Origin of the sequence: Leifsonia naganoensis (assembly GCF_013410615.1) — a bacterium.
Lineage (GTDB): Bacteria > Actinomycetota > Actinomycetes > Actinomycetales > Microbacteriaceae > Leifsonia > Leifsonia aquatica.
In genome coordinates this window covers 3726505-3743942 of sequence record NZ_JACCHJ010000001.1, presented here as the reverse complement: position 1 = coordinate 3743942, position 17438 = coordinate 3726505, and the positions used below count along the sequence as shown (strand labels likewise).

Genomic DNA, 17438 nt, shown 5'->3' with positions numbered 1-17438 from the left:
GAAACCTTGTGCGAAAGAAGGTACGCGTTTGACCACGGCTCTCATCTCCCTGCTCGACGACGTCCTCCGGCGCAACGCCGGGGAGCCGGAGTTCCACCAGGCGGCACGGGAGGTGTTCGGCTCGCTCGGCCCCGTCCTCGACCGTCACCCGCGTTACGCCGAGGCCGCGGTGCTCGAACGCCTCACCGAGCCGGAGCGCCAGCTGATCTTCCGGGTGCCGTGGACGGACGACCAGGGTCGCGTACGGGTCAACCGCGGGTTCCGCGTGGAGTTCAACTCCGCGCTCGGGCCGTACAAGGGCGGCCTGCGCTTCCACCCGAGCGTCACGCTCGGCACCGTGAAGTTCCTCGGCTTCGAGCAGATCTTCAAGAACGCGCTCACCGGTCTCCCCATCGGCGGCGGCAAGGGCGGCAGCGACTTCGACCCCAAGGGCAAGTCCGACGCCGAGGTGATGCGGTTCTGCCAGTCGTTCATGACCGAGCTGTACCGCCATCTGGGCGAGCACACCGACGTCCCCGCCGGTGACATCGGCGTGGGCGGCCGCGAGATCGGCTACCTGTTCGGCCAGTACAAGCGCATCACGAACCGGTACGAGTCCGGCGTGCTCACGGGCAAGGGCGTCGGCTGGGGCGGCTCGCTCGTCCGCACCGAGGCCACCGGCTACGGCGCGGTCTTCTTCGCCCAGCGGATGCTCGCGACCCGCGGCCGCGACCTCGACGGCGCGCGTGTGCTCGTCTCGGGCTCCGGCAACGTCGCGATCTACGCGATCGAGAAGGTGCACCAGCTCGGCGGCACCGTGATCGCCTGCTCCGACTCCTCCGGCGTCGTGCACGACCCGGCCGGCATCGACCTCGACCTGCTGCGGCAGATCAAGGAGGTCGAGCGCGGCCGCCTCAGCGAGTACGCCGCACGCCGCGGCGGCGCGGAATACCTCCCGAACGGCGACATCTGGGCGCTGGCGGCCACGACGCACGTCGACGTCGCCATGCCCTGTGCGACCCAGAACGAGCTCGACGCCACGGCGGCCACCACCCTCGCCAACCACGGCGTCGCCGCGGTCGTCGAGGGCGCCAACATGCCCTGCACACCGGAGGCCGTCACCGTGCTCCGCGCGGCGGGCGTGCTGTTCGCCCCGGGCAAGGCGGCGAACGCCGGAGGTGTCGCCACCTCCGCGCTCGAGATGCAGCAGAACGCCTCGCGCGACGCGTGGACGTTCGAGTACGCCGAGCAGCGCCTCTCGGACATCATGACGAACATCCACGACAGCTGCGCGGAGACCGCGGCCGAGTACGGCGAGCCGGGCGATTACGTGCTCGGCGCCAACGTCGCCGGCTTCGTCCGCGTCGCCGACGCCATGCTGGCGCTCGGCGTCATCTAGCGCTCAGACCCCACCGCGTCCGCGCGGATCAACGGCTCGGTCGGCTCAGTGCCGGCCGAGCCGTTTGCGCAGGTACTCGATGCGCGCCTGCAGCTGCGAGACACTCGCCTGGGCGACGGCCGGCCCACCGCAGACCCGGCGCAGCTCGGCGTGGATGAGGCCGTGCGGCTCCCCCGAGTTCTTCGAGTACAGGCCGACCAGGCTGTTGAGCAGCTGGCGCTGCTCCTTCAGCGTGCGGTGCAGCGGCGCGGGAGGGTGACCCTCCGCCTCCGCTGGACGCGCCGACGACCGCCGCGACTGGCGCTGCTGCCGCTGGAGCAGCAACTCGTGCACCTGGTCGGGCTCCAGGATGCCGGGAAGGCCGATGAAGTCGTGCTCCTCGTCGGTGCCGGGCACCGCGTAGCTGCCGAACTCCTTGCCGTCGAACACGACCCGGTCGAAGTTGGCCTCCGAGCCGAGCGCCTCGAAGGCGAACTCCTCGGTCAGCGCCTCCGAGGCCCGCTCCTCGCGGTTGGCCTCGGCCATCATCGCGTCCTCGGGGTTCCACAGATCGCCTTCGGCGTTCCCGTCGGTCGGCCGGTCGAGCGCGTGGTCGCGCTCCAGTTCCAGCGCGTTGGCGAGCGCCATCAGCATCGGCACGTTCGGCAGGAACACCGAGGCGGTCTCGCCACGGCGCCGGGCGCGCACGAAGCGGCCGATCGCCTGCGCGAAGAAGAGAGGGGTGGAGGCGCTGGTCGCGTACACGCCGACCGCGAGCCGCGGAACGTCCACGCCCTCCGACACCATGCGCACGGCGACCATCCAGCGCGAGGTGCCCTTCGAGAACTCCTCGATCCGGTCGCTCGCCTCCTTCTCGTCCGAGAGGACGACGGTGACGGACTCGCCGGTGATCTGCTGCAGGATGTCGGCGTACGCGCGGGCCGTGTAGTGGTCGGTCGCGATGACCAGACCGCCGGCGTCCGGGATGGCGCCGCGCACCTCGGTCAGGCGCCGGTCGGCCGCGCTGAGCACGGCCGGGATCCATTCGCCCTTCGGGTCGAGTGCGGTCCGCCAGGCCTGCGACGTGATGTCCTTGGTGTTGCCCTCGCCGAGCCGCGCCTCCATCTCGTCGCCGGTCTTGGTGCGCCAGCGCATGTGGCCCGCGTAGACCATGAAGATGACGGGACGCACGACGCCGTCGGAGAGGGCGCGGCCGTAGCCGTAGTTGTAGTCGGTGAGCGACGTGCGGATGCCCTGCTTGTCGGGCAGGTAGGTCACGAACGGGATCGGCGCGGTGTCGGAGCGGAACGGCGTCCCCGTGAGCGAGAGCCGACGGGTGGCGCGCTCGAACGCGTCCCGGATGCCGTCGCCCCAGCTGAGCGCGTCGCCGCCGTGGTGCACCTCGTCGAGGATGACCAGGGTGCGGCTCGACTCGGTGATGTCCTTGTGGAGGCTCGGCCGCATGGCGACCTGCGCGTAGGTGACCGCGACGCCCTTGTAATGCCGGGCGTACCGGCCATCGGCGTTCTTGAAGTCCGGGTCGAGGTTGAGACCGACGCGGGAGGCGGCCTCCGCCCACTGGCGCTTCAGGTGCTCCGTGGGGGCGACGACGGTGACGCGCTCGATGACGCGGCGGTTGAGCAGCTCGGTCGCGAGCCGCAGGGCGAAGGTCGTCTTACCGGCGCCCGGCGTCGCCGCGGCGAGGAAGTCGCGCGGCTCGTCCCGGAAGTAGGTGTCGAGCGCCTCGGCCTGCCACGCGCGCAGTTTTCCCGCGGTTCCCCAGGCGGCGCGCTCCGGGAACGACGGCGAGAGATGCTCGGCCGCGAAGCTGCCCGCGTGTACCCCGATGGCGTCCGACTCGTCGCCGGACTCGGCGTCCGGTTCGAACGCGGGGAGGGGTGCAGCTGTCGTTTCCACGTGGATCAAATCTACCCGCTCCGTCCGACATCCGCCTGGACGGACGGTCCGCCGGATGCAGAATGGAGGAATGGTCGAAGCTCAGCATCCCTGGTCCCGCTACGTCGCCCTGGGCGACTCGTTCACGGAGGGCATCGGCGACCCCGAGCTCGCCAGCCCCGGCGGGCACCGCGGCTGGGCCGACCGTGTCGCCGAGGTGCTGAGCAGCCAGACCGACGACTTCGCCTACGCGAACCTGGCCGTGCGCGGCAAGCTGATCAAGCAGATCCTGGACGACCAGGTCGAGCCCGCGCTCGCGCTGCGCCCCGACCTGATCACCATCTCCGCCGGCGGCAACGACGTCATCCGCCCGGGCACCGACCCCGACCAGATCGCCGCGCTCTTCGACCAGGCGGTGGCCCGCCTCAGCCGGGACGGCGCGACCATCGTGGTGTTCACGGGCGTCGACGTCGGGTTCTCCCCCGTGTTCCGCGGCATCCGCGGCAAGGTCGCGATCTACAACGAGAACGTCCGCGCCATCGCCGCCCGGTACGACTGCATCGTGGCCGACCAGTGGGCCCTGACCGAGATCCAGGACCAGCGGATGTGGGCCCCCGACCGCCTCCACCTCGCGCCGCTCGGCCACCACACCGTCGCACGCATGGTGCTCGCGGCCCTCAACGTGGAGAACGACCTCCAGCCGCTCGATCCCGAGCCGCTGCCCGCCCGCACCTGGCGTCAGGCGCGCTCGGAGGACATCTCGTGGGCGCGGGCGTACCTCGTGCCGTGGGTGCTGCGGCGCATCCGCCACCAGTCGTCGGGCGACCACGTGCTGCCCAAGCGGCCGGAGGCCGGGCCCTTCCTCATCCGCACCGAGGACTGAGCGCGTTCGCGGCCCGTCGGGTCAGGTCCCGAGCCCGCCGGGGTGCGCCAGGCGCCAGCCGAACCCGGGATCGGGCACATCTTTCGCAAGGGCGAGATCGGTGGTCTGGGTCTTGCCGTTGGAGGTGAACGTCACCTTCCCCACGACGTCGCCGGCGAACCCGGACTGCACGGGACGGGTCTCCAGCGCCACCTCGATCGGCTGATCCGACCACACGACGAACGTCGTCGCGGTCGTGGCCACGAGATCCGAGCTCGCCTTCCACGGCGTGCTGTACGAACCGAAGACCTGCCCCTTCGTCGAGGCGGAGACCTCGTGGAAGCCCGCCTTCACGCTGGTCAGCAGCGCCTTGACGCCCGCCCACAGGTCGTCGTGGGTCGGCGCGCCGAGCACGACGCCCAGCACCCGCACCTTCGACTTGCCCACGGCGACCTCGGCCGAGAACAGCAGGCAGTTGCCCGCCTCGTCGGTGTTGCCGGTCTTCAGTCCGTCGATGCCCTCCCACCCCAGGAGGGTGTTCGTGTTGTCCTGCGCGCCCGCACCGGGGAGCGTCGCCGTCTTCTGCGAGACGATCGACGACAGCGCGGGCGAGTCGAGCACGAGCTGCCCGAGGCCGAGGAGGTCCTTCGTCGTGCTCACGTTGCCCGGGTCCAGCCCGTCGGCCGTGACGATCTTCGTGCCGGTGAAGCCCTTGGCCGCGAGCCACTTGTTGGCCGCGTCCACGTAGGCCGAGGTGGAGCCGTACGCCCAGTTCACGAGCGAGATCGCGTAGTTGTTGGCCGAGGGAAGCAGCATCGCGGTGAGCGCCTCCTTCTCGGTCATCGAAGTGCCGGCCTGCACCGGCGCCCACGATCCGCCCTCCGCGATGACCTCGTTCCAGATGTCGACGTCCTTCTGCGTGAAGTCGATCGTCGGTCCCTGGTCGTCGCCCTTCAGCGGCTTCGCATCCAGCACCAGGAGGGCCGTGACCACCTTCGTCACGCTCGCGATCGGCACGCTGGCGTCGCTCCCGTGGGAGATCGTGGCACCCGAGTAGTCGGGTGCGGTGACGGCGGACGAGCCGTATCCGGGCCAGGCGAGCTGGGCGGCCGGCTGCACGATCGACTTCTCGTGCGTGACCGAGGCCGCGGTCGCCGGGACGGGCGTCAGCAGCGAGCCGGCGATGTAGAGGAAGGCGAGCAGCAGCGTCCCGCCGATCCCGAACACGACGAAGCGACGACGGCGGTAGACCGTCCGGGACACACGGCGCGACGGATCGACAGGCACTTGCGGGGACACGCTGGAATTCTAAGCGGGACTACTCAGGCATCCCCTGAGAACGCGCCCGCAACGCCCAGAGCGCCACGGCACTGGCCGACGCGACGTTCAGCGAGTCGACGCCGTGCAGCATCGGGATGGTGACGACCGTGTCCGCGGAGGCCAGCGCCCGGCGCGAGAGCCCGTCCCCTTCCGAGCCGAGCACCATCGCGATGCGCTCGGGCGGCGCCGCCGCGTACTCGTCCAGGGTGACCGCGTCGTCGGCGAGGGCGAGGGCCGCGATGTCGAAGCCCGCGTCGTGCAGGATCCCGGTCGCCTCGTCCCATTCCGGGATGCGCGTCCACGGCACCTGCAACACGGTCCCCATGCTGACGCGCACACTGCGGCGGTACAGCGGGTCGGCGCACCGCGGGCTCACGAGCACCGCGTCCGCACCGAGGCCCGCGACCGAACGGAAGATCGCCCCGACGTTCGTGTGGTCGACGATGTCCTCCAGCACCACGACCCGGCGCGCGTTGCGGAGCAGGTCGCGCGGATCGGGCAGCACGGGCCGGTGCATCGCCGCGAGCGCGCCGCGGTGCAGGTTGTACCCGGTGAGCTGCTCGAGCACGCCCGCTTCGCCCACGAACACGGGCACGTCCGGGTACTGCTCGAGCAACGGCTCCACGTCGGGCAGCCACTGCTCCTGCAGCAGCACGGACCGCGGGCGGTGCCCGGCAGCGAGAGCGCGCGTGATGACCTTGGTCGATTCCGCGATGTAGAGGCCGCCCTCCGGCTCGCTCACGCGTCGCAGCGCGACGTCGGTCAGACGGGAGTAGTCGGCGAGGCCGTCGGCCGTCAGGTCGGTCACACGATGGATCTGCACCCCTCAAGATTGCCAGTCGCCGGAAACAATTCGGAAAACTGGGGTGTTTAGACTCGGGAGGGGACGACCGGGAGGTGCCTGTGGACACGCTGACGACGGAGCTGACGCCCGAGCTCGCGCGAGCGATCGACGAGACGGTCGCCCTGCTCTCGGGCCGGCGCTTCGCCGTGCTCACCGGTGCGGGCGTGTCGACCGACTCCGGCATCCCCGACTACCGCGGCGAGGGCGCGCCCAAGCGCACGCCGATGACGTTCCAGCAGTTCCTCGCCGACGACCGGTACCGCAAGCGCTACTGGGCGGGCAGTCACCTCGGCTACCGCCGCTTCGCCGCCGCGCGTCCCAACGCCGGCCATCGCGCGCTGGCGGCGCTGGAGGCGGCGGGCGCGGCCAACGGCGTCATCACGCAGAACGTGGACGGCCTCCACAAGCAGGCGGGCTCGCAGCGGGTCGTCGACCTGCACGGCTCGATGGACCGCGTGGTCTGCCTGGTCTGCGGCCAGGTCTTCGCCCGTGAGGCCATCACCGCGCGCATCGACGCCGCCAACCCATGGATCGACACCGAGAGCGCGGTCGAGATCGCCCCCGACGGCGACGCGATCGTCACCGACATCGACTCCTTCGTCGTGCCCGACTGCACGGTGTGCGGCGGCCACCTCAAGCCCGACGTCGTCTTCTTCGGCGAGTTCATCCCGGCCGAGAAGTACCGGGAGGCGAGCGCCATGGTGCGCGCGTCGGACGCGCTGCTGATCGCCGGCTCGTCGCTCATCGTCAACTCGGGCATCCGCCTGCTGGAGGAGGCGCGGCGCCGGCGGCTGCCGATCGTCATCGTCAACCGCGGCGAGACGAAGGGCGATCTGCGCGCGGCCATTAAGCTGGATGCCGGGACGACGGAGACGCTCGTCGAGCTCTCCCGGCGGCTGGCCTAGCACTCCGCACAGCCGCCGAGGCGCGTCCTGCAGCGAAAGGACGCGCGTGACCTTCATCTCCCTCGTTCGGCACGGCCAGACCGATTGGAACCTCACCAAGCGCATCCAGGGCTCCAGCGACATCCCTCTGAACGACACCGGGCGCGCGCAGGCGGAGACGACCGGCCGCGCGCTCGCCGGCGGCCGGTTCGACGCGATCTACGCGAGCCCGCTGGGCCGCGCTTTCGAGACCGCGCGCATCATCTCGTCGCACCTCGGGCTGGGCGAGCCCGGGGCGCTGCCCGCGGTCGCCGAGCGCAACTATGGCGAGGCGGAGGGGCTCACCGGAGCCCAGATCCTCGAGCGTTGGCCCGAGGGCACGCCCGTCCCCGGCCGCGAGTCGCGCGACGACGTCGTGAGGCGCGCCCTCCCGGCCCTGCTGGAGCTGGGCGAGACCCATCCCGACGAGAGCCTCATCGTGGTGAGCCACGGCGGCGTCATCGGCTCGCTCGTGCGCCACGTCACCGACCACGCGCTGCCCGGCCCGGGCGAGGTCATCCCCAACGGCTCCGTCCACCGGTTCGTCTACGACGACGGCGTGCTCCGGCTCGACCGCTTCAACCTCGGCCCGGAGGACCGCGACCTGCTCACCGCCTCCGTGATGTGACGCGGTCGGCCCGCGCTGTCGTGGCGGTCAGCACTGTGAGCAGGTGCTCCGCCGACCCCTCCCACGTGAAGCGCGCCGCCTCGGCCCGGGAGGCCGTCGAGCGCGACGCCCAGACGCCGTCCTCCTCCAGCTGCCGCACGCGCTGCGCGAGCTGCTCGGCGGAGTCGGCCTCGAAGAACAGCGCCGCCTCTCCCCCGATCTCGCGGAAGATCGGGATGTCGCTGACGATCACGGGCGTCCCGAGCGTCATCGACTCCACCAGCGGGATGCCGAACCCCTCGTCGCGGGACGCGGTGACCAGGGCGGTCGCCGCCGCGAGGGTCTCCGCGTACTCCTCGTCGCTCGCGCCGTCGTGGAAGACCAGGCGGGCTGCGGGCGCGAGGGAGGCGAGGCGCTCCTTCTCGGTGTCCGAGACGCGGCTCATCAGGTGCAGCTCGTACTCCGGCAGGAGGGCGGCGGCGCGCACGAGCGTGTCCACGTTCTTGTACGGCATGAACGAGCCCATGTAGACGAGGCTCTTCGTCTCCGGTGCGGTGCGGGAGGCGCGCTCCTCCGGGATCGCGGGCATGTCCGCCGCGTTCGGCACGACGTACACCGGGCGCTTCGTCAGCCGGTGCTCGGCGACGAGCTTCTTGGTCGTCTGCGACACCGTCACCACGGCGTCCGAGCGGTTGAGCAGCATCCGCTGCGGCCACCACGAGAGGTGGTAGAGCCGCCACAGCCCGCGCACGAACGCCGGCAGGTCGCGCGGCGGCGTCGGGTGGCGGTAGTAGATGAGATCGTGCACGGTCAGCACCAGCCGGTAGCGGCGACCGAAGCCGCCCATCGTCTGCATCGGCGTGAACACCACGTCGGGCGCCAGCCGGTTGACCTGGCGCGCAACCCACGGCTCGCCCACGGCCGTCGGCGAGCCGATGAGCTCCCACGGCAGGTCCGGCAGCATCTCGAGCTGGCGGCGGTCGCTGATGAGCATGGTGACCGCGTGTCGCTCCGCCAGGGCGCTCACCAGGCCGGCGGTGTACCTGCTGATCCCGTCGTGGCGGCCGATGCGGGTGTAGCGGCAGTCGAAGAGGACCTTCACGCGGCGTCCTCCCCGGCCAGGAACTCCCGGATCGCCGCCGCCGCCTCGAGCGGCTTCTCGTAGTGGATCAGGTGCCCGACGCCCGCGATCTCGACGAGCCGCGCATCCGGGAACAGCGTCTGCAGGCGCCGCTCGGCCTCGATCGGCGTGATGTCGTCGTCGACCGCGGCCACGAGCAGGGTCGGCTCCGGGATGCGCGCGGCGAACTCGCTCACGTCGTGCGAGACGGACGCGCGGAACGCCTCCAGCACGACCCGGCGGTCGCTGAACGCGGAGAAGTAGCGGTGGTGCTGGTCGTGGATCCACGCGCGCAGCCCGCGCTCCTTCGTCTTCGCCATGGCCTCGCTCATGACGCGGACGATCAGGCGGTTGCGCAAGAGGGCGAAGCCCAGGCGCTCCGGGAGCACGGATGCCAGCCAGTAGTAGAAGATCGCCAGGCGCGTAAGGATGCCGCGCGGGCCCTTCAACGCCGGCTGACCGATCGGGTTCACCAGCACGACCGACTCCGGGCGCAGCGGATCGCCGGCCTCCCGTGTCGCCAGCGCGCCCGCCACCACGATCGACCCGAACGAGTGCCCCAGCAGCACGACGCAGCCCGGCAGGTCGAGAGCCGCGACGAATCCACGCAGCCAGCGGCTGTAGCCGGGGATGTCGTGCGCCGCCTCGGTCAGCGCCGTGGACTCGCCGAACCCCGGCAGGTCGGGCGAGATCATCCGCAGACCGGGCAGCTGCGCCACCACCGGCTCCAGGCCGTGGTGATCGCCGCGGAACCCGTGGACGACCACGACGGTCGTGGCCGCATCCGGGTCGCCGTAGTCCCAGTACCGGGTCGTCCCGCCCAGGAGGTCGAACCCGCCCTGGCGCACGGGTATGCGATCGAGGGCGTCGGCGTATGGTGAGGCTGTGTTCCTCGTCGAGGTGGTCATCGCAGACAAGTCTAGGCAAGCCGCGGGCATCCACTTCGTGAATGTCCAGAGCGGACTGGACAGGCCACTGCGCAGACCCCCTAGACTTCACTGGTTGTAACCGCTTGCATACGGCCTCGCGCCAGAAGGAGAACCGTGAGTTTCACCGCGCCCATCACGCTGCCCGGGCTCACCCTCGACCCCCAGTGGTACCGCCGCGCGGTCTTCTACGAGGTCATGGTCCGCTCGTTCGTCGACAGCAACGGAGACGGCTCGGGAGATCTCGCCGGGCTGACCTCCAAGCTCGACTACCTGCAGTGGCTCGGCATCGACGCGCTCTGGCTTCCGCCGTTCTTCCAGTCGCCCCTGCGCGACGGAGGCTACGACGTGTCGGACTTCAAGGCGATCCTCCCCGAGTTCGGCACGATCGACGAGTTCCGCGACCTGGTCACCAAGGCGCACGAGCGCAACATGCGCATCATCATCGACCTGCCGATGAACCACACCTCCGACCAGCACGAGTGGTTCCAACAGTCCCGCTCCGACCCCGAGGGACCGTACGGCGATTTCTACGTCTGGAACGAGACGGACGACAAGTACCCGGACATCCGCATCATCTTCGTCGACACCGAGGACTCCAACTGGGCATTCGACGAGGCGCGGCGCCAGTACTACTTCCACCGCTTCTTCTCGCACCAGCCCGACCTCAACTTCGAGAACCCGGCCGTGCACGACGCGATGTACGACATCGTCCGGTTCTGGCTCGACCTCGGCGTCGACGGCTTCCGGCTCGACGCCATCCCGTACCTCTACGAGTCGGAGGAGGGCAACGGCGAGGGCGAGCCCCCGACGCACGAGTTCATCAAGAAGCTCCGCGCGATGGTCGACCGCGAGTACCCGGGCCGCATGATGATCGCCGAGGCGAACCAGTGGCCCCGCGAGGTCGCGGCCTTCTTCGGCAGCGACGAGGAGCCCGAATGCCACATGGCCTTCGACTTCCCCGTCATGCCCCGCATCTTCTACGCGCTGCGCTCGCAGCAGGCGACGGAGCTCGTCCGTGTGCTCTCCGAGACGACGGACACGCCCGACGGCGCGGCCTGGGGCGTCTTCCTGCGCAACCACGACGAGCTCACGCTCGAGATGGTCAGCGAGGAGTACCGGCAGGCGATGTACGGCTGGTACGCGTACGACCCGCGGATGCGCGCCAACATCGGCATCCGGCGCCGCCTGGCGCCCCTGCTCGACAACTCGCGCGCCGAGCTCGAACTCGCGCACGCCCTACTCTTCTCGCTCGCCGGCAGCCCCTTCCTCTACTACGGCGACGAGATCGGGATGGGCGACAACATCTGGCTGCCCGATCGCGACAGCTCCCGCACCCCGATGCAGTGGACGCCCGACCGCAACGGCGGCTTCTCCACCGCCGACCCGGGCAAGCTGTTCCTCCCGATCGTGCAGTCGCTGGTCTACCACTACAACCAGGTGAACGTGGAGGCGCAGCTCGCGCAGTCCCGCTCGCTCCTGCACTGGGTGCGCAACGTCATCCACGTGCGCAAGGCCCACCCGGTGTTCGGCCTGGGCTCGATGCGCGTGCTCGAGACCGACCACGAGTCCGTGCTCGCGTTCGTACGGTCCTACGAGGGCAGCGGGACGCACTTCGGCGACCAGCCGGAGGACGTGCTCTGCGTCTTCTCGTTCGCGCACAACCCGATCTCGGTGACGCTCGATGCTCCCGAGCTCGCGGGACGCACGCTGTACGACATGTTCGGCGGCGCGGAGTTCCCGACCGTCGCAGAGGACGGCCGGTTCACGCTCACGCTCGGCACCCAGAACTTCTACTGGCTGCACATCGAGCCGCGTCACGACTGATGCGCGTCGGCGACCCGCCCGGTGTGGCGACCGGGCGGTGTCGGCCGCTCCTCGTACCCTGAACACATGGGTTGGCATCACGAGCTCGGCGTCTTCGATCTGGAGACCACCGGCATCGACGTCGAGACGGCCCGCATCGTCACCGCGCACGTCGGCCTGCTGAACGAGCAGGGCGAGGTCGTCCACGGCCGTTACTGGCTGCTGGACCCCGGGATGGAGATCCCGGCCGAGGCGACGGCCGTGCACGGCATCACCACCGAGCTCGCGCGCGAGAAGGGCATGGCGGCTCCTGCCGGCGTCGCGGCGATCGTGGACCAGCTCCGCCGGCTCTTCGCCCGCGGCGTCCCCGTGGTCGCCTACAACGCCCCCTACGACTTCACGCTGCTCGACCGGGAGGCGAAGCGCCACGGCGTCGAGCCGCTGGACTCCCCCGGCCCGATCATCGACCCGCTGGTCATCGACCGCGCCGTCGACAAGTTCCGCCCGGGCAAGCGCACGCTGACGGTCGCGGCGGGCCACTACGGCGTCTCGCTGATCGACGCGCACGACGCGGGCGCCGACGCGATCGCCGCCGGCCGGGTCGCGCAGGCGATGGCCCAGCGGCATGCCGAACACCTCGCCATCGAGGCCGCCGAGCTGCACCTCAAGCAGATCGACTGGTGCCGGGAGCAGGCCGCCGACTTCCAGGAGTACATGCGGCGCGTCCGCGACCCCGAGTTCACCGCCTCCGGCGACTGGCCGTTGCGCTAGCACGCCTCCCGGGCTGGGGGTTCTCCCCCGACACGCCGAACGCTAGTGTCGTCGGCATGAGCGATCCCAACCTGAACCCTCAGCCCCTCCCGCCTCAGCAGCAGCCGCAATACGCCGGCGCGCCGACCGCGCAGCCCGGCTACAACACGATGGCGATCGTGGGCTTCATCCTCGCCTTCTTCGTGAGCATCGTCGGCGTCATCCTGGGCTTCGTCGCCCTCTCGCAGATCAAGCGCACCGGTGAGCAGGGTCGCGGCCTCGCTCTCGCCGCCGTCATCATCGGCCTGGTGGAGATCGTGCTCGGCATCATCATCACGATCATCGTCATCGCGTCGCTGGGTGTCGCCGCCGCCAACTACAACAACTACTGACCCGCATCCCGCAGGATCGACCCGCTGGATCGACACGAAGAGGCCCCCGTCGTGTGACGGGGGCCTCTTCGTTCGCGACGGCCGGAGCCGTGCGGACTACTTGCCGAAGTTCTTGTAGCGCGAGTTGAACTTCTCGACGCGGCCGGCCGAGTCGAGGATGCGCTGCTTGCCGGTGTAGAACGGGTGCGACTCGGACGAGATCTCGACGTCGATCACCGGGTAGCTGTTGCCGTCCTCCCACTCGATCGTCTTCTCGCTCGAGACGGTGGAACGGGTGAGGAACGTCGCACCCGAGGCCAGGTCGCGGAAAACAACCGGAGCGTAGTCGGGGTGGATGCCAGTCTTCATCAGGACTTCCTTGTTGCGTTGGTTTCGGTCGGTCGGGCCCGCACGCCAGAGGCACGGGCGGAAAGCTCTCGGCCGCCACGAGGCAGAATGACTCGGGAGCCAGCTATCGAGTTTAGCAGATGACTCAGCCTGCGGTCGCCTGACGCGCCCGGGCGGTGTAACGGCCGTCGCTCTCGACGAGTTCGATGTCGAGACCGAAGGTCTCGCTCAGGCTCTCGCTCGTCAGCACCTCGCCGATCGGGCCGTGCGCGGTGACCCGGCCGTCCTTCAGCAGGAGCGCGCGGTTGAAGCCGAGCGGGATCTCCTCGACGTGGTGGGTGACCATGACGATCGCCGGCGACTTGGCGTCGCTGGCGTAGCCGCCGAGCAGCTGGACGAGCTCCTCGCGGCCGCCGAGGTCGAGGCTCGCGGCCGGCTCGTCGAGCAGCAGGATCTCCGGGTCGGTCATGACCGACCGCGCGATCTGCACGCGCTTCTGCTCGCCGTCGCTCAGGCTGCCGAAGGTGCGCTTGGCGAGGTGCTCGAGGCGCCACTCGGCGAGCACGCGCAGGGCGCGGCGCTCGTCGATCTCCTCGTAGAGCTCGTTCCAGCGGCCGGTGACGGCGTAGGCGGCGGTCATGACCACGTCGAGCACGGTCTCGTTGCGCGGGATGCGACGGGCCAGCGCGCTCGACGCGAAGCCGAGCAGCGGACGCAGTTCCGCGAGATCGCTCTGGCCCAGCGTCTCGCCGAGGACGATCGCCTCGCCGGACGACGGGTGCAGGGCCGCGGCCGCGATCTGCAGCAGGGTGGTCTTTCCCGCGCCGTTCGGGCCGAGCACGACCCAGCGCTCGTCCGGCTCCACGGTCCAGTCGACTCCTTGGAGGACGGCGGTGCCGTCCCGGGTCACGGACACGTCTGAGAGCTGGAGAACACTGCTGGCCATGCCTCCTAGCCTACCCACTCGGCGCTAGCTCACCGACCGGTAGACGTCGCGCGTCTGCTCGGCGATGGCCGACCAGCTGAACGACGTCTCCGCGCGCTGCCGACCGGCCTCGCCCATCCGGGCGGCCCGCTCCGGGTCGCTCACGACCTCCGTCAGCGCCGCCGCGAGGTCGTGCACGAACGCCTCCGGGTCCGTCGGGGTCCCGGTGCCGTCCTGCAGCTGCTCGATCGGCACGAGACGGCCCGTGACGCCGTCGACGATCACCTCGGGGATGCCGCCGGTGGCAGTGCCCACGACGGGCAGGCCGCACGCCATCGCCTCGAGGTTCACGATCCCGAGCGGCTCGTAGATCGACGGGCAGACGAAGACCGTGGAGGCGGTGAGTGCGACGCGCAGCTCCTCGTTGGTGAGCAGCCGGTCGATCCACACGACGCCGTCGCGCTCGGCCTGCAGCTGCTCGACGAGCCCGCTCACCTCGGCGAGGATCTCGGGCGTGTCCGGCGCACCCGCGCAGAGCACGAGCTGCACGTCCGGGGGCAGGAGGCGCGCCGCGCGCAGCAGGTACGGCAGCCCCTTCTGGCGCGTGATGCGGCCGACGAAGACCACCGCGGGCCGCGACGGGTCGATGCCGAGGGCACGCGCGCGATCGTCGTCCGAGATCGGCGTCCAGCGCTCCAGGTCGATGCCGTTGTAGACGACGGTGACACGCCCGGGGTCGAGCGACGGGTAGGCGTTCAGGATGTCGCGCCGCATCCCCTCGCTCACGGCGATGACGGTGTCGGCCGCCTCGAACGCGGTCTTCTCGGCCCAGCTCGACACGCGGTACCCGCCGCCGAGCTGCTCGGCCTTCCACGGCCGCAGCGGCTCGAGGCTGTGCGCGGTGACCACGTGCGGCACGTCGTGCAGCAGCTTGGCGAGGTGGCCGCCGGCGTTGGCGTACCAGGTGTGCGAGTGCACCACGTCGGCTCCCCCGCAGTCCTGCGCCATCTGCAGGTCGACGCCGAGCGTCGCCAGCGCACCGTTGGCCTCCCGCAGCTCGGCCGGCACACGGTACGCGACCGTGTCCAGCGCATCGCGGGGCTCGCCGAAGCAGCGAACCACCACCTCGATGTCCGCGCGCAGTGCGCGCACCAGTTCGGTCACGTGCACCCCGGCGCCGCCGTAGATGTCCGGCGGGTACTCCCGGGTCAGAAGATCAACGCGCATGTCCTGAACGCTAGTACAGCCCTCCGGTTGCCTCTACTGTGGTGGCATGGCAGCAGGCAGGAAGATCTTCGGCATCGTACTCGCGGGCGGGGAGGGCAAGAGGCTGATGCCGTTGACGGCCGACCGGGCCAAGCCCGCCGTCCCGTTCGGCGGACAGTACCGGCTCATCGACTTCGCACTCTCGAATCTCATCAACTCCCAGCTGCGCCAGATGGTCGTGCTGACCCAGTACAAGTCCCACAGCCTCGACCGCCACGTCTCGCAGACCTGGCGCCTCGACGGCATGCTCAACTCGTACATCGCGTCGGTGCCCGCCCAGCAGCGTCTCGGCAAGCGCTGGTTCAGCGGCTCGGCCGACGCCATCCTGCAGAGCCTCAACCTGCTGCGCGACGAGAAGCCCGACATCGTGGTCGTGGTCGGCGCCGACCACGTCTACCGCATGGACTTCGCGCAGATGATCCAGGCGCACATCGACTCCGGCGCGGCGGCCACCGTCGCGGCCATCCGCCAGCCGATCTCGCTCGCCGACCAGTTCGGCGTCATCGAGGTGGATGCGGCCCACCCCGACCGCATCGCCGCCTTCCGCGAGAAGCCGAGCGACCCGGTGGGCCTGCCCGATTCGCCCGGCGAGGTCCTGGCCTCCATGGGCAACTACGTCTTCGACGCGGACGCCCTCATCGACGCCGTCATCCGCGACGGCGACCGCCCCGACTCCAACCACGACATGGGCGGCGACATCATCCCGGACTTCGTCGCGCGCGGCGAGGCGGGCGTCTACGACTTCAGCCGCAACGACGTGCCGGGATCCACCGACCGCGACCGCTACTACTGGCGCGACGTGGGGACGATCGACTCGTTCTTCGAGGCCCACCAGGACCTCATCTCGGCCCTCCCCGTCTTCAACCTGTACAACCGCGAGTGGCCGATCTTCAGCATGGTGCTCAACTCGCCGCCGGCGAAGATCGTGCGCGACGGCCGCGGATCCCTGGGCACCACGATCGACTCGATCGTCTCGCTCGGATCCGTGATCTCGGGCGCCCACCTGGAGCGCAGCGTGCTCGGGCCGTGGGCGAAGGTCGACTCCGGGGCGAAGGTCGTCGACTCCGTCGTGTTCGAGCGCGCCGTGATCGAGCCGAACGCGTTCGTGGGCCGCGCGATCCTGGACAAGGACGTCGTGGTCGCCGAGGGCGCCAGCATCGGCGTCGACCCGGCCAGGGACCGCGCACGCGGCTTCACCGTCACGGAGTCCGGCATCACCGTCGTCGGCAAGGGAGTCCACGTCGTTCCATGACGTCCGCACGCACACAACCGCAATCCCCCCGGCCGTCCGTTCCTGAGAGTCCTCAACGATTCCTCGTCGTCCTCGACGCGGACTCGACCCTCATCCACGACGAGGTCATCGAGCTCCTCGCCGACGAGGCCGGCGCGCGCGCCGAGGTCGCCGAGATCACGGAACGCGCCATGCGCGGCGAGCTCGACTTCGCCCAGAGCCTGCGCGAGCGCGTCCGCGCGCTGGCCGGCCTGCCCGTGTCGGTGTTCGAGCGCGTCGGTCGGCGCATCCGCGTCACCGACGGCGTCCCGGAGCTCGTCGCGGGCGTGCAGGCCGCCGGAGGACGCGTGGGCGTCGTCTCGGGCGGCTTCCACGAGCTCCTCGACCCGCTCGGCGCCCGGCTCGGTCTGGACCACTGGCGCGCCAACCGGCTCGCCGTGCGCGACGGCCTCCTGACCGGTGAGGTGGAGGGCCCGATCATCGACGCCGCCGCCAAGGCCGAGGCTCTGCGCGAGTGGGCCGACGCCGCCGGCGTTCCGCTCCGGCGCACGCTCGCGATCGGCGACGGTGCCAACGACCTCCTGATGATGGCGGAGGCCGGCCTCTCGATCGCCTTCAACGCCAAACCGCGCGTGCGCGCCGAGGCGGACCTCGTCGTCGACCGTCAGGACCTCGCCCAGGTCCTCCCCCTGCTCGGCCTCCGCGGCTGAGCGGGTGACTCTGGCCGGCTCACCCCGGACTCGCTGCCCCGCCCCGCCCCCTACCGCGCGCCGGGAAGGGAGGACATGTCGCGCCCTCCGCCGCGAATCTCCTCCGTAGCCTGCGATTCCCGGGCGTGTCCCGCCACGCTCCCTCCGTTACCCACATCGCCGGCAACGGAGGAGTT

17 protein-coding genes are annotated in these 17438 nt (G+C 70.4%); 9 read left to right on the top strand and 8 right to left on the bottom strand.

Going from position 1 to position 17438, the window contains the following annotated elements:
* The first annotated feature begins 28 nt into the window (after positions 1–28).
* Positions 29–1378, top strand: coding sequence for an NADP-specific glutamate dehydrogenase (gene gdhA / locus HNR14_RS18015; protein ID WP_179702083.1), 1350 nt, complete (start codon positions 29–31; stop codon positions 1376–1378).
* A gap of 45 nt (positions 1379–1423) precedes the next feature.
* On the opposite strand, the gene HNR14_RS18010 is transcribed toward gdhA, so the two are convergent.
* Complete coding sequence (locus HNR14_RS18010) at positions 1424–3205, bottom strand: DEAD/DEAH box helicase family protein (protein ID WP_179702735.1); 1782 nt, start codon at positions 3203–3205, stop codon at positions 1424–1426.
* A 139-nt stretch (positions 3206–3344) separates the two neighbouring features.
* On the opposite strand from HNR14_RS18010, the gene HNR14_RS18005 reads away from it, so the two are divergent.
* Positions 3345–4136: an SGNH/GDSL hydrolase family protein gene (locus tag HNR14_RS18005; RefSeq protein WP_179702082.1), complete on the top strand. Its 792-nt coding sequence runs from the start codon at positions 3345–3347 to the stop codon at positions 4134–4136.
* 21 nt (positions 4137–4157) lie between these two features.
* Here the strand turns inward: HNR14_RS18005 and HNR14_RS18000 are convergent, their stop codons facing one another.
* Both HNR14_RS18000 and HNR14_RS17995 read right to left on the bottom strand, forming a co-directional pair.
* Entirely contained in the window at positions 4158–5414 is a 1257-nt protein-coding gene (locus tag HNR14_RS18000; RefSeq protein WP_343064530.1) for a D-alanyl-D-alanine carboxypeptidase family protein, read from the bottom strand.
* A 19-nt stretch (positions 5415–5433) separates the two neighbouring features.
* Positions 5434–6258 (bottom strand): TrmH family RNA methyltransferase, encoded by an 825-nt coding sequence (locus tag HNR14_RS17995; protein ID WP_179702081.1) that lies wholly within the window; start codon positions 6256–6258, stop codon positions 5434–5436.
* A gap of 80 nt (positions 6259–6338) precedes the next feature.
* Between HNR14_RS17995 and HNR14_RS17990 the strand changes: the two genes are divergently transcribed.
* Both HNR14_RS17990 and HNR14_RS17985 read left to right on the top strand, forming a co-directional pair.
* Complete coding sequence (locus tag HNR14_RS17990) at positions 6339–7184, top strand: Sir2 family NAD-dependent protein deacetylase (RefSeq protein WP_179702733.1); 846 nt, start codon at positions 6339–6341, stop codon at positions 7182–7184.
* 46 nt (positions 7185–7230) lie between these two features.
* A complete protein-coding gene (locus HNR14_RS17985) occupies positions 7231–7830 on the top strand; it encodes a histidine phosphatase family protein (protein ID WP_179702080.1) in 600 nt (199 codons plus the stop codon).
* Here the strand turns inward: HNR14_RS17985 and HNR14_RS17980 are convergent.
* Both HNR14_RS17980 and HNR14_RS17975 read right to left on the bottom strand, forming a co-directional pair.
* Positions 7811–8911, bottom strand: a complete 1101-nt coding sequence (locus HNR14_RS17980; protein ID WP_179702079.1) for a glycosyltransferase — start codon at positions 8909–8911, stop codon at positions 7811–7813. The genes HNR14_RS17985 and HNR14_RS17980 overlap by 20 nt on opposite strands.
* The gene (locus tag HNR14_RS17975) at positions 8908–9837 is read right to left on the bottom strand and encodes an alpha/beta fold hydrolase (protein WP_179702078.1); all 930 of its coding nucleotides are present in this window, start codon (positions 9835–9837) and stop codon (positions 8908–8910) included. Before HNR14_RS17975 ends, HNR14_RS17980 begins: the two co-directional genes overlap by 4 nt.
* Before the next feature lie 135 nt (positions 9838–9972).
* Here HNR14_RS17975 and treS point away from each other — a divergent pair, with 135 nt between their 5' ends.
* From treS to HNR14_RS17960, 3 genes are all read left to right on the top strand, one after another.
* Positions 9973–11682, top strand: coding sequence for a maltose alpha-D-glucosyltransferase (gene treS, locus HNR14_RS17970; RefSeq protein ID WP_021764423.1), 1710 nt, complete (start codon positions 9973–9975; stop codon positions 11680–11682).
* 66 nt (positions 11683–11748) lie between these two features.
* Complete coding sequence (locus HNR14_RS17965; protein WP_179702077.1) at positions 11749–12432, top strand: 3'-5' exonuclease; 684 nt, start codon at positions 11749–11751, stop codon at positions 12430–12432.
* A gap of 56 nt (positions 12433–12488) precedes the next feature.
* Positions 12489–12803, top strand: a complete 315-nt coding sequence (locus HNR14_RS17960; RefSeq protein WP_179702076.1) for a DUF4190 domain-containing protein — start codon at positions 12489–12491, stop codon at positions 12801–12803.
* A 96-nt stretch (positions 12804–12899) separates the two neighbouring features.
* On the opposite strand, the gene HNR14_RS17955 is transcribed toward HNR14_RS17960, so the two are convergent.
* From HNR14_RS17955 to glgA, 3 genes are all read right to left on the bottom strand, one after another.
* Entirely contained in the window at positions 12900–13151 is a 252-nt protein-coding gene (locus HNR14_RS17955; protein WP_021764427.1) for a type B 50S ribosomal protein L31, read from the bottom strand.
* 124 nt (positions 13152–13275) lie between these two features.
* The gene (locus HNR14_RS17950; protein ID WP_179702075.1) at positions 13276–14076 is read right to left on the bottom strand and encodes an ABC transporter ATP-binding protein; all 801 of its coding nucleotides are present in this window, start codon (positions 14074–14076) and stop codon (positions 13276–13278) included.
* 24 nt (positions 14077–14100) lie between these two features.
* Positions 14101–15282: a glycogen synthase gene (gene glgA / locus HNR14_RS17945; protein WP_179702074.1), complete on the bottom strand. Its 1182-nt coding sequence runs from the start codon at positions 15280–15282 to the stop codon at positions 14101–14103.
* Between the two features lie 46 nt (positions 15283–15328).
* On the opposite strand from glgA, the gene HNR14_RS17940 reads away from it, so the two are divergent.
* Both HNR14_RS17940 and serB read left to right on the top strand, forming a co-directional pair.
* Entirely contained in the window at positions 15329–16573 is a 1245-nt protein-coding gene (locus HNR14_RS17940; protein ID WP_021764430.1) for a glucose-1-phosphate adenylyltransferase, read from the top strand.
* On the top strand, positions 16570–17262 hold the full coding sequence (gene serB, locus HNR14_RS17935; protein ID WP_179702073.1) for a phosphoserine phosphatase SerB: 693 nt from the start codon (positions 16570–16572) through the stop codon (positions 17260–17262). The genes HNR14_RS17940 and serB overlap by 4 nt, the downstream gene beginning before the upstream one ends.
* Positions 17263–17438 lie beyond the last annotated feature (176 nt).

Bases quoted from the DNA above. Each gene is read 5' to 3' on its own strand.
- HNR14_RS18005 (WP_179702082.1), top strand. From the start codon at position 3,345: ATGGTCGAAGCTCAGCATCCCTGGTCCCGCTACGTCGCCCTGGGCGAC.
- HNR14_RS17975 (WP_179702078.1), bottom strand. From the start codon at position 9,837: ATGACCACCTCGACGAGGAACACAGCCTCACCATACGCCGACGCCCTC.
- HNR14_RS17965 (WP_179702077.1), top strand. From the start codon at position 11,749: ATGGGTTGGCATCACGAGCTCGGCGTCTTCGATCTGGAGACCACCGGC.
- HNR14_RS17960 (WP_179702076.1), top strand. From the start codon at position 12,489: ATGAGCGATCCCAACCTGAACCCTCAGCCCCTCCCGCCTCAGCAGCAG.
- HNR14_RS17955 (WP_021764427.1), bottom strand. From the start codon at position 13,151: ATGAAGACTGGCATCCACCCCGACTACGCTCCGGTTGTTTTCCGCGAC.
- HNR14_RS17950 (WP_179702075.1), bottom strand. From the start codon at position 14,076: ATGGCCAGCAGTGTTCTCCAGCTCTCAGACGTGTCCGTGACCCGGGAC.
- glgA (WP_179702074.1), bottom strand. From the start codon at position 15,282: ATGCGCGTTGATCTTCTGACCCGGGAGTACCCGCCGGACATCTACGGC.
- HNR14_RS17940 (WP_021764430.1), top strand. From the start codon at position 15,329: ATGGCAGCAGGCAGGAAGATCTTCGGCATCGTACTCGCGGGCGGGGAG.
- serB (WP_179702073.1), top strand. From the start codon at position 16,570: ATGACGTCCGCACGCACACAACCGCAATCCCCCCGGCCGTCCGTTCCT.